Below are 9,283 nucleotides of genomic sequence, written 5' to 3'. Positions count from 1 at the left end.
ACTGGGAGAGCCAGAGCACCACCACCGCCGCCTCCCCCACCGGCCAGCGCTACATCCACCACGAGGCGCAGGGGTCAAGGGTGGTGCTGTTCGTGCGCGAGCACCGGCGCGAAGGTGGGCGCGCCGGGGGTGTCACCGAGCCGTTTCGGTGTCTGGGGTTTGTCGGGTATGTGAGCCACGAGGGGGAGAGGCCGATGGCGATTCGGTGGAGGTTGGAGCGACCCATCCCGGCGGGGTGGATGCAGGGGATGGGGTTGGCGGTTTGAGGGAGGACGGCGCGTCAGCCCGGGTTCAGCTCCTGCAGCAGGTCACGGCAATGGGCTTTGAGCGTGGGCAGATCAACCTGAATGGCACCCCAGACAAGTCGGTCACTCACGTTCAGATACTCATGGGTCAAGAGATTGCGAAAGTCGATGATCTGTCTGCCCTCCGGTATGGAAGCGAACAGGGCTGGCCACCTCCGGGAGATCACCTTGAGCGCTTCTCCAATGATGATGAATTCCCGCTCCACCGCCGAGCGAATCAGGCGGCTTTGCCCATAAGTCTCCCCATTGAGCCCATCAGTAGCGTCCTCGATGGCGGCAGCCGCCTCAATGATGTCATTGAGATACGCAGACGGATCACGCAGCATAAAGGATCTGCTTGTCAGCCTCGATCGAAGCCTTGATATAGGGATTGCGAACCGCGTCTGCCATCACAAGGTCAACCGGGGCTGGAAGTTGCTTGCGGAGCTCATTCAGCAGACTGAAATACGCCTTGTAGACTACCCCCGCATCGCAGGGATGGAATTCCACCAGCAGGTCGATATCACTCACACCAGGTTGGTAGTGGGAGCCCACAACAGATCCGAAGGCATGAAGGCGCGCCACCGGATGACGGCGGCAGGCCTCAGTGATCGCCTCAAGTTGCTTTGGGGTCAGCGCGATTGCCATGGCCCCATTCTTACCCGCCTTCACCAAGGCGGCCGGATTCGCTTTCGTCTCCGCTGCACGGACAGGGCTGAGCACTGGCTGCACCCGCTGCCCTGGTTCCTGCTGGTGCCCTTGAATCCATCGCGAAGGGGTGCTCTGTCACGAACCCAGCCACACCGACCTGCTGTTCCTGACCCTCAACAAGAGCGAAGCCCTCTTCTCCCCCTCCACCCGCTACCGCGACCTGGCCCTGGGCCCCTTGCTGTTCCACTGGGAGAGCCAGAGGACCACCACCGCCGTCTCCCCCACCGGCCAGCGCACCATCCACCACGAGGAGGGGGGTTCAAGGGTGCTGCTGTTTGTGCGGGAGCACCGGCGCGAAGGTGGGCGCGCCGGGGGTGTCACCGAGCCGTTTCGGTGTCTTGGGTTTGTCCGCTACGAGAGCCACGAGGGGGAGAGGCCGATGGCGATTCGGTGGCGGCTGGAGCGGAAGATCCCGGCGGGGTGGATGCAGGGGATGGCGTTGGCGGTTTGAGGGGGGGGGGGGGACGATTCAGAAGAGGGCGCCTGGTCACCTCCATGGCTGCTGCCACGTTTTGATGCACCTAAGCTGATTGGAACGTGGTAGTGGGGCGGGCTTGATGAAGGGGGAACTGACTGCCGTAATTGAGCCAGCTCCAGAGGGTGGCTTCTGGGCGATCTGCCTGGAGATTCCCGGCGCGAACGGCCAGGGAGAAACCATGGAGGAAGCAAGAACGGATCTGCAGGCCGCCATTGAGCTTCTCCTCGAGGATCGTGAGGCTGATATCAGCCGTGGGCTGCCGCCTGATGCTGTGCGCATGCCCTTGAAGATCGGATGAAACGCCGCGATCTGGAACGGCGTCTTCGCATGGCTGGATGTGTCCTGAAACGAGAAGGAGCCTCACACTCCATCTGGATCAACCCAGCCACTGGAGTCAAGGAAGCCGTCCCAAGACACAACGAAATCAAGGAACCACTGGCCCGAAAGATTCTCACCAGCCTCGGTGCGAGTTGAGTTCTGGATCACTGCTGCGGAGAAGCCTGGCGGCTTCGGGATCCTGCACGATGGCGTCCCCTGGATCCATCGCGAAGGCGTGCTCTGGCACGAACCAAGTCAGTGCGACCCGCTCTTCGTGACCCTCAACAAGAGCGAAGCCCTCTTCTCCCCCACCGGCCAGCGCACCATCCACCACGAGGCGCGGGGTTCAAGGGTGCTGCTGTTTGTGCGGGAGCACCGGCGCGAGGGGGCCGCGCCGGGGGTGTCACCGAGCCGTTTCGGTGTCTGGGGTTCGCGCGGTACGAGAGCCATGAGGGCGAGCGGCCGATGGCGATCCGTTGGCGGCTGGAGCGGCCGATTCCGGCGGGGTGGATGCAGGGGATGGGGTTGGCGGTTTGAGGGCGTTGAACCTGGGGTGCCCTTAGCCTGGTTGCCATGGACCGCCCTGCTCCACTCCTTCCCTTGCTGGCCGACCGGTTGGAGCCGCTCAGGGAGCTGTGCGACCGCTATGGGGTGGATCGACTTGAGGTCTTCGGATCGGCGGCCAAGGGCCTGTTCGACCCTGCCAGCAGCGATCTCGACTTCATCGTGCGCATGGCTGACCAGCGGGAAAAGGGCTATGCCAGGCGCTTCTGTTCCTTCGCCGATGCCTTGGAAGCCTTGTTCGGCCGACCCGTCGATCTCTTGACGGAATCCATGATCCACAACCCTTACTTCCGAAAGGACGTGGACGCATCTCGCCGCGTGCTGGTGGAACTCTGACCATGCGAAGGGCGGCGCTGAAACGCCTGCACGACGCCTTGGAAGCCATCGAGGCGATTCAGCGCTTCATCGAAAACTGCACGCTTGATCACTACCTTGAAAATCAGCTGATCCAATCAGCCGTGGAACGGAAGTTCGAAATCATCGGAGAAGCCCTCAACCGAGCGCAGGATGCCGATACCAGCGTTCTTGATTTCATTCCCGACCTCCGACTCATCGTGGGCACACGCAACAGAATCATCCATGTCTACGAAACCGTGGATCAGCTGATTCTCTGGGATGCAATCCAGAATGACCTCCCTGGCCTGAAAGCCTCTCTGCGGGATGTGCTGAGCACAAATCCCCCCATGACTTAGTCACTGTCGTGAACGCAGCCAACGCCTGACTGGGCACCTACCTTTCCCCAAGTTGAGTGCCATCGGATTCAAAGGGCGTTTCCGGGGGGCCGTGTGTCTGGAGCCGGCGATCGCGGCATTCGCAGTGTGGATGCCTTGGATCCACCGTGAAGGCGTCCGCTGGCACGAACCCAGCCAGACCGACCTGCAGTTCGTGACCCTCAACAGGAGCGAAGTCCTCTTCTCCCCCACCACCCGCACCCGTGACCTGGCCCTGGGGCCATCGCTGTGCCACTGGGAGAGCCAGAGCACCACCACCGCGCCTTCCCCCACCGGGCAGGTGTCACCGAGCCCGGTCGGTGTATGGGCTTCGTCAGCTACGAGAGCCATGAGGGGGAGCGCCCCATGGCGGTCCGCTGGCGGCTGGAGCGGGAGATCCCGGCGGTGTGGCTGCCTTTGATGGGGTTGGCGGTTTAGCCTTCATCAAGGGCCCGACTGAGCATTTCCTGCCGGCCATGGATCTCAGTTCTGACATTCTGATCACCCGCTTGCGCGAGCATGCGCCCATCTGGAGTGAGCGTTTCGGCGTGCGAAGCCTCCGGATGTTCGGCTCCTGGGCCCGCGGCACGGCAACACCCGACAGCGATGTTGATCTGCTGGTGGAGTTCGACGGCCCCGCCACAGCCAGGCGCTTCTATGGCCTCCAGCTGTTTCTTGAAGACCTTCTTCAACAGCCCATCGATCTGGTGACGGAACGAGCACTCCGGCAGGAACTCCGGTCTGCGGTGGAAGCGGATGCCATCACCCTCTGACGGCAATCCGAAACGCGATTGGCGTCTCTATGCACAGGACATGGATCGGTTTGCCCATCGCGCCGTGCGCTACTGCGTGGATCTGAATCGTGCGCAGTTTGAGGCGAACCAACTGATGCAGGACGCCGTTCTTCGCAACATCGAGCTGATCGGCGAAGCCGCCACGCGCATCCCAGAGGAAGTGAGGCATGCTCATCCCGAGATCCCCTGGCGAGAGATCATTGCGATGCGCAATCAACTCATCCACGCCTACCTGGGGGTCGATCTTGATGTGGTGTGGGATATGGTGCAGGTGGAATTGCCGCTGCTGATCCTTCAGCTGAAGGCCGTGATGACCTGACGCGCAGCCTGTTCATGAAGGGATGGGGAGCCCCCTGGATCCACCGCGAAGGCGTGCCCTGGCACGAACCCAGCCACACCGATCTGCTGTTCGTGACCCTCAACAAGAGCGCTGCCCTCTTCTCCCCCACCACCCGCACCCGCGACCTGGCCCTGGGGGCCTCGCTGTTCCACTTGGAGAGCCAGAGCACCACCACCGCCGCCTCCCCCACCGGGCAGCGCACCATCCACCACGAGGCGCGGGGGTCGCGGGTGCTGCTGTACCGCTGTGCGGAAGCCTGCGGCTACGTGCGCGAGCACCGGCGGGAGGGCGGTCGCGGCGGGGTGGCTGCCAGGCTGTTGCTTGGCATGACAGTGGCGTTGGCGGTTTGGGGGGAGCCAGACTGTGGAGACCGATGGCGCTGGGACATGACCTACCGCATCCGACTGCTGGAAACCGAAGAAGGCTGGGCCGTGAGTTGCCTCGACCTGCCTGGCTGACACTCCCAGGACAACAGCCGCGAGGAAGCTCTCAGCAACATCCGCGAGGCCATCACCCTCTGGTTGGAAGTGGAAGCTGAAGAGGCTGGGGTGAAGATCGTGGAAATGCTGGAGTTGGCCGTGTAATGCCCAGGCTTCCGGGGATCAGCCAGAAGGAGGCGGTGCGGGTATTCCAGAAACTTGGCTATCGCGTGGTGAGGGAATCCGGGCATCTGATCATGAGCAACGCCATCACCATGGGCGCCAGCGCCCTGGCCGGAAAGCAGACGCCGGAAGCACTGATCCGCGCCGACCGCGAGCGCTGATGGCCCTCACCTGCGTTCTCGATGCCGCTGCTGCCGTGGCGGAGCAGATCCGCGAGGCGGCTCTGGTGATCGCCCCGGAGCTGATGCTCAGCGAGGTGGCCAACACGCTCTGGAACCTGCAGCGGGCCGATCTCCTGGCTGATCGTGATCCCCAGCAGCTACTGGCCGTGCGGGTGCTGCCATGAGCGCCCCTCAGGACGAACAGCTGTAGTGCGACACACCCCCTGCGTTGAAGAACTCCCGGGGCTTCAGGCGGTCGTACGTGGCCGCCAGCTGCGCGGATGGCTCCGCGTAGGGATGGCTGAACACCGCCTGCAGCTCCTGGATCGCTCTGTAATCACCTTGCTCGGCCTGTTGATAGGCGGGCGCGATCAGCCACTCGCGCCAGGTGATCGCGGGGTTCACACGTTGCATCGCCTCGGCTGTCGCCTTGCGATCGCCACCCTCCGAGAGGCCATCCCGCCAGCGTTGCAGCCACTGCGTCCAGCGCGCCTCGAGATCTTCTGAACTGGGCAGGTAGAAGCTCTCCTTCAGGGTGGAGAGATCCTCCGGAATGGCCGACAGCCGGCGGAAGAAGATCGTGTAATCCACCTTGGAGAGCAGCATCAGCTCCAGCAGCTCGTTCACCAGCGCGGCGTCATAGCTGGTCAGCCCGAGCTTGCTGGCCCACATCGCCTCCATCGCCTGGTTCATCGCCTCGGCGAAGCCGTCGCGGAGCTGATCCAGCCGCGCCAGGGCCTCGGTGTTGTCCTCAAGCAGCGGCCGGAGGGCGGCCCAGAACATCTGGTAGTTGGCCTCGGCGGCCACCGGTTGGTTGAAGAAGCAGAAATGCTCGCCGCCGCCGGTCCAGGGCTGAAAGCGGGGATCGAACAGTTCGCAGAAGCCGAAGGGGCCGTAGTCGAGCGTGTAGCCACCGGCGGCGCAGTTGTCGCTGTTGAAATTGCCCTGGCAGTAGCCCACCCGGATCCAGTGGGCCACCAGTGCGGTGAGCCGCCCGCGGAACAACCGCGCCAGCTCCACCACCTGATCGCTGAACTCCAGATCCGGATCGATCTGGGGCCGGTAGTTGCGCTCGATCAGGTGACGCACGATCATCCCCAGCTCGTGCAGCGCAGCCGGATGGGCCTGGCTGCGGACGCGGCGGGCGAAGAGCTCCAGCTGGCCCACCCGCAGAAACGAGGGCGCCACCCGGGTGGTGATCGCCGCCGGGTTGTCCACCAGGATGTCGGGATCGAACGAACGGGAATTCGGCGCATACCAGGGCCGGCGCACGGTTTCGGCGCGCGACACCACCAGCGTCAGTGAGCGTGAGGTGGGAACCCCCAGGGCGTGCATGAACTCCTGCGCCAGAAACTCGCGCACGCTGGAGCGCAGCACGGCGCGGCCATCGGCGCCGCGGCAGTAGGGCGTGGGGCCACCGCCTTTGAGTTGCATCTCCCAGCGCCGGCCGTTGAACACGCCTTCGAACACGGAAATGGCCCGGCCATCGCCATAGCCATTGCCGGTGCCGAACGGGCACTGCTGGATGTATTCCGTGCCGTAGATCGAGAGGGCATAACCGGTGGCCCAGCCGAAGGGGCGCATCGGCTCCGTGGTCACGCCGATGTCGCCGGAGAACAGCCGCAGGAACTGGTCGTCATGGGCCAGCGCCTCGCTCAGGCCCAGGTCGTGGAAGAGGGCTCGGCTGTGCGCCACCAGCTCCGGCACCGGAAGCGGCGTGGGTGTGACCGGCACGTAATGACCGGAGAACACCTGGCGGGGCCGGTGATCATGGCCATCGCCGCTGGCCTGCGGATCCGCCTGCAGGGAGTCCAGCAGCGAATAGTCGGCCCGCTCTGCAAACTCAGCGAACGTGCTGGTCGGTGCCGAGGCCGGCACTGTGTTCGGCGCTGTGGTCGGCACGGCTGTCGGCACGGGTCTCTCGGGTATGGCGCGGCCTGGGCAGGGCCCTGACGCTGAGGGCACCATCCTGGCGAACCCGTTGCCACCGGTGGCAGGCCGGGTGCGGGCCCCCACCATCTCGCCGCGGGCGGCAGCCGGCGCTGAGGGCCCCAAGGGTGACGGCGCGAGGCAACATCATGGGGGTGGATGAAGGTGGAACGTCTGAGGGCGTTGCGGCGTCAGCGCTTCCGTCGGGCCAGGCTCACCGCCGCGCTCACAGCGGAGACGGCGATCAGGGCGTAGGTGATCGGGATCAGCGCGAAGGGCTCGCGCAGGATCCCGTTCGCGTCGATCCTCTGGCCCTGCAGCCTGTAGGCACTGCCGCTGGCCACGGCCCCGGCCAGGGCGATCACGGCGATCAGGGTGGGGAGCTTGATGGAGCCTCATGCCGCGGGCGCGCTTCACCCTGGCTCATTCTGGGTTCGAGCGGGTTGCCGCCACGGCCCCTGCTGATTCACCGAGCCGCCGAGCCGCCGAGGGGCAGCGTCTCCAGCAGCCGCACCACCAGGTAGAGGCGCTCCGGCAGGCTGCCGAGATCCATCCACTCGGCCGGGCTGTGCAGGTCGCCGCCCACCACGCCCAGGCCCTCGAGCACGGCCGGGCCGGCGCTGCCGCTCTGGAAGGCATGGCCGGCGTCGGTGCCGAACCCCATCGCGATGGCCGGGAGGGGGAGCTGCAGCTCGCGGAAGATCGCCCGGGCCTGCAACACCAGCGCCTCGGTTGCCGGATTGGGCGGGAAGGGCGGCCGCCGCGGCGTGAGGGAAAGGGTGGCGGTGGTGTCGGGGATGTGACGGCGGCGGATCGTGCGCTCCACCTGCTGGCGCACCCGCTCCAGTTCGCCCGGATCGCCATACCGCATGTCGGCGGTGGCGGTGGCTTCGGCGGGGATCACGTTGGGGCGCTCACCGCTGCGCAGCACCGTCCAGTTCACCGTGGTGCCCCGGGCCGGATCCCCCAGGTTCTGCAGGGCCACGATCTGATGGGCCAGCTCCACGGCCGCGTTGCGGCCGCTGGCCGGATCGGCACCGGCGTGGGCCGCCCGGCCCTGCACCGTGAGGGTGAGGAAGACGATGCCCTTGGTGGAGTCGATCACGCCGTTCTGCGGGCTCGGTTCGAACGACAGCACCACCGCGTGCCGGCGGGCCAGCTCGGCGATCAGCGGCGCCGATCCCGGCGAGCCGATTTCCTCGTCGGGGTTGAACAGCACCGTGATCGGTGTGTGCTCGTCGCCGTTGCGCGTTCTGAGCAGCTCCAGCGCCTGCAGGATCATCACCACCCCGCCCTTGGCATCCGCCACCCCCGGCCCCGTGGCACGGCCCGCCTCGATCCGGAATGGCCGCCGTGCCGCCTCGCCGTCCGGGAAGACCGTGTCGTAGTGGATCAACAGCAGGATGCCCCGATCGCCGCGCCCCTCGAGGCGCGCCACCAGGGTGTCGCCGGCGGCGGGCCTGGCCGGGTGCCGCTCCACCCTGGCCCCGAGCCCCCGCAGCCGCTGCTCCAGGTGAGTGGCCATCCGCTCCAGACCCTGAGGCTGGTCGCTGCCGCTGTCGATCGCCACCAGGCTGCCCAGCTCGGCCAGGAAGGGCTTGATCCGCGCCTGGCTCTGCCTCTGCAAGGTTCGATCCGCTGCGGGGGCCTGGGGCACCTGCGCCGCCGCCGGCAGAGCAACGTGCAGGGCCAGCAGAACGGCCAGGGGTCTCAGCATCGTGATCGGGACTGACCGCTTGCATCAGCCTGGTGAGGTTCGGTGCCACGGGCAGCCTCTGCGGCCACGGGCTCAGCAGCAGTCTGTGGCGTGCCTCGCTGGATCCCATGCCCGAGGGAACCCACCCTGGAGAGCTGTCAGCATTGGCCCCGATTCTCGGATCCCCGCATGACCTTTGGCGCCACAGGTTGGATGACCAGAGGCTGGATCAGGGCCGCCCTTGTCTGCCTGGCAGCCGGCATCGGCGCCGGCCCGGTTCTGCCGGCCAGGGCTGATTCCAAGGCGGTGGTTCCAGAAAGGGAGCGGCAGGGTCTGGAGCACCTCCTGCCCGGGGCCCCGAAGGAAACGCGCGGTGTTCTGTCTGTGCGTCTGCTGGGATCGACGGATCTGGAGCAGGATTTTCCATCGATGCAGGGTTATGTGCTGCGCGCCAGGGAAATCACCGTTGCCCCCGGCGGCCAGATCGGCGTGCATCGCCATGAACGCCGCCCGGGTGTCGCCGTGATGCTGGAGGGGGAGATGACCGAGCGACGTGCCCCCGGCGCCCGCCCGAAACCGCTCGCTCCGGGAGAGGTGGCCTTCGAAGCGGCCGGGGTGGTGCATTGGTGGCGCAACGAGACCGATGCTCCGGCCAAAGCGATCGTGATCGACATCGTGCCGAAGGATCTGCCCTGA

The 9,283-nt window shown here is 65.8% G+C and carries 17 protein-coding genes; 12 read left to right on the top strand and 5 right to left on the bottom strand.

The annotated features are described in order from the left end of the window. Nucleotides 1-266 (top strand): DUF3427 domain-containing protein (locus ACLD7X_RS06765; RefSeq protein WP_411422769.1); only part of this gene is annotated, 266 nt, incomplete at its 5' end. Nucleotides 267-280: 14 nt separating this feature from the next. Here the strand turns inward: ACLD7X_RS06765 and ACLD7X_RS06760 are convergent. Continuing rightward, nucleotides 281-631, bottom strand: coding sequence for a HepT-like ribonuclease domain-containing protein (locus tag ACLD7X_RS06760; RefSeq protein WP_411422768.1), 351 nt, complete (start codon nt 629-631; stop codon nt 281-283). Next, nucleotides 621-932, bottom strand: a complete 312-nt coding sequence (locus ACLD7X_RS06755; RefSeq protein ID WP_412006805.1) for a nucleotidyltransferase family protein — start codon at nt 930-932, stop codon at nt 621-623. The genes ACLD7X_RS06760 and ACLD7X_RS06755 overlap by 11 nt, the downstream gene beginning before the upstream one ends. Before the next feature lie 130 nt (nt 933-1,062). On the opposite strand from ACLD7X_RS06755, the gene ACLD7X_RS06750 reads away from it, so the two are divergent. From ACLD7X_RS06750 to ACLD7X_RS06705, 10 genes are all read left to right on the top strand, one after another. Continuing rightward, entirely contained in the window at nt 1,063-1,446 is a 384-nt protein-coding gene (locus ACLD7X_RS06750; protein WP_411422766.1) for a DUF3427 domain-containing protein, read from the top strand. Between the two features lie 106 nt (nt 1,447-1,552). Then, a complete protein-coding gene (locus ACLD7X_RS06745) occupies nt 1,553-1,771 on the top strand; it encodes a type II toxin-antitoxin system HicB family antitoxin (protein ID WP_411422765.1) in 219 nt (72 codons plus the stop codon). Beyond that, entirely contained in the window at nt 1,768-1,947 is a 180-nt protein-coding gene (locus ACLD7X_RS06740) for a type II toxin-antitoxin system HicA family toxin (RefSeq protein WP_411422764.1), read from the top strand. The genes ACLD7X_RS06745 and ACLD7X_RS06740 overlap by 4 nt, the downstream gene beginning before the upstream one ends. Nucleotides 1,948-2,391: 444 nt before the next feature. Further along, nucleotides 2,392-2,691: a nucleotidyltransferase family protein gene (locus ACLD7X_RS06735; protein ID WP_412006806.1), complete on the top strand. Its 300-nt coding sequence runs from the start codon at nt 2,392-2,394 to the stop codon at nt 2,689-2,691. Nucleotides 2,692-2,693: 2 nt separating this feature from the next. Then, nucleotides 2,694-3,047: a HepT-like ribonuclease domain-containing protein gene (locus tag ACLD7X_RS06730; protein WP_411422762.1), complete on the top strand. Its 354-nt coding sequence runs from the start codon at nt 2,694-2,696 to the stop codon at nt 3,045-3,047. A gap of 425 nt (nt 3,048-3,472) precedes the next feature. Beyond that, entirely contained in the window at nt 3,473-3,838 is a 366-nt protein-coding gene (locus tag ACLD7X_RS06725; RefSeq protein WP_411422760.1) for a nucleotidyltransferase family protein, read from the top strand. A gap of 40 nt (nt 3,839-3,878) precedes the next feature. Beyond that, nucleotides 3,879-4,178, top strand: coding sequence for a HepT-like ribonuclease domain-containing protein (locus ACLD7X_RS06720; RefSeq protein ID WP_411422759.1), 300 nt, complete (start codon nt 3,879-3,881; stop codon nt 4,176-4,178). Between the two features lie 14 nt (nt 4,179-4,192). Beyond that, complete coding sequence (locus tag ACLD7X_RS06715) at nt 4,193-4,657, top strand: hypothetical protein (protein ID WP_411422758.1); 465 nt, start codon at nt 4,193-4,195, stop codon at nt 4,655-4,657. Between the two features lie 125 nt (nt 4,658-4,782). Beyond that, nucleotides 4,783-4,962 carry a type II toxin-antitoxin system HicA family toxin gene (locus tag ACLD7X_RS06710; protein ID WP_411422757.1) on the top strand — a complete coding sequence of 60 codons (180 nt, stop codon included), beginning with the start codon at nt 4,783-4,785 and terminating at the stop codon, nt 4,960-4,962. Continuing rightward, on the top strand, nt 4,962-5,147 hold the full coding sequence (locus ACLD7X_RS06705; protein ID WP_411422756.1) for a hypothetical protein: 186 nt from the start codon (nt 4,962-4,964) through the stop codon (nt 5,145-5,147). Before ACLD7X_RS06710 ends, ACLD7X_RS06705 begins: the two co-directional genes overlap by 1 nt. 7 nt (nt 5,148-5,154) lie before the next feature. On the opposite strand, the gene ACLD7X_RS06700 is transcribed toward ACLD7X_RS06705, so the two are convergent. The 3 genes from ACLD7X_RS06700 to ACLD7X_RS06690 all read right to left on the bottom strand — a co-directional run bounded on the left by ACLD7X_RS06700 (nt 5,155) and on the right by ACLD7X_RS06690 (nt 8,608). Next, entirely contained in the window at nt 5,155-6,864 is a 1,710-nt protein-coding gene (locus tag ACLD7X_RS06700; RefSeq protein WP_412006808.1) for a protein adenylyltransferase SelO family protein, read from the bottom strand. A gap of 218 nt (nt 6,865-7,082) precedes the next feature. Then, on the bottom strand, nt 7,083-7,256 hold the full coding sequence (locus tag ACLD7X_RS06695) for a DUF3955 domain-containing protein (RefSeq protein WP_411422753.1): 174 nt from the start codon (nt 7,254-7,256) through the stop codon (nt 7,083-7,085). A gap of 101 nt (nt 7,257-7,357) precedes the next feature. Continuing rightward, on the bottom strand, nt 7,358-8,608 hold the full coding sequence (locus ACLD7X_RS06690) for a glutamate carboxypeptidase (RefSeq protein WP_411422752.1): 1,251 nt from the start codon (nt 8,606-8,608) through the stop codon (nt 7,358-7,360). Between the two features lie 192 nt (nt 8,609-8,800). Between ACLD7X_RS06690 and ACLD7X_RS06685 the strand changes: the two genes are divergently transcribed. After that, nucleotides 8,801-9,283, top strand: a complete 483-nt coding sequence (locus ACLD7X_RS06685) for a cupin domain-containing protein (protein WP_411422751.1) — start codon at nt 8,801-8,803, stop codon at nt 9,281-9,283.

The organism is Aphanothece microscopica RSMan92 (assembly GCF_046613545.2).
In the GTDB taxonomy this organism is placed as follows: Bacteria; Cyanobacteriota; Cyanobacteriia; order PCC-6307; family Cyanobiaceae; genus NIES-981.
This window is presented reverse-complemented; position numbering and strand designations above follow the sequence as displayed.

Excerpts from the sequence above, each read along its gene's own strand:
- ACLD7X_RS06730 (WP_411422762.1), top strand. The coding sequence starts at position 2,694 with ATGCGAAGGGCGGCGCTGAAACGCCTGCACGACGCCTTGGAAGCCATC.
- ACLD7X_RS06715 (WP_411422758.1), top strand. The coding sequence starts at position 4,193 with ATGAAGGGATGGGGAGCCCCCTGGATCCACCGCGAAGGCGTGCCCTGG.
- ACLD7X_RS06720 (WP_411422759.1), top strand. The coding sequence starts at position 3,879 with ATGGATCGGTTTGCCCATCGCGCCGTGCGCTACTGCGTGGATCTGAAT.
- ACLD7X_RS06685 (WP_411422751.1), top strand. The coding sequence starts at position 8,801 with ATGACCAGAGGCTGGATCAGGGCCGCCCTTGTCTGCCTGGCAGCCGGC.
- ACLD7X_RS06690 (WP_411422752.1), bottom strand. The coding sequence starts at position 8,608 with ATGCTGAGACCCCTGGCCGTTCTGCTGGCCCTGCACGTTGCTCTGCCG.
- ACLD7X_RS06710 (WP_411422757.1), top strand. The coding sequence starts at position 4,783 with ATGCCCAGGCTTCCGGGGATCAGCCAGAAGGAGGCGGTGCGGGTATTC.
- ACLD7X_RS06740 (WP_411422764.1), top strand. The coding sequence starts at position 1,768 with ATGAAACGCCGCGATCTGGAACGGCGTCTTCGCATGGCTGGATGTGTC.
- ACLD7X_RS06760 (WP_411422768.1), bottom strand. The coding sequence starts at position 631 with ATGCTGCGTGATCCGTCTGCGTATCTCAATGACATCATTGAGGCGGCT.
- ACLD7X_RS06755 (WP_412006805.1), bottom strand. The coding sequence starts at position 932 with ATGGCAATCGCGCTGACCCCAAAGCAACTTGAGGCGATCACTGAGGCC.
- ACLD7X_RS06745 (WP_411422765.1), top strand. The coding sequence starts at position 1,553 with ATGAAGGGGGAACTGACTGCCGTAATTGAGCCAGCTCCAGAGGGTGGC.
- ACLD7X_RS06705 (WP_411422756.1), top strand. The coding sequence starts at position 4,962 with ATGGCCCTCACCTGCGTTCTCGATGCCGCTGCTGCCGTGGCGGAGCAG.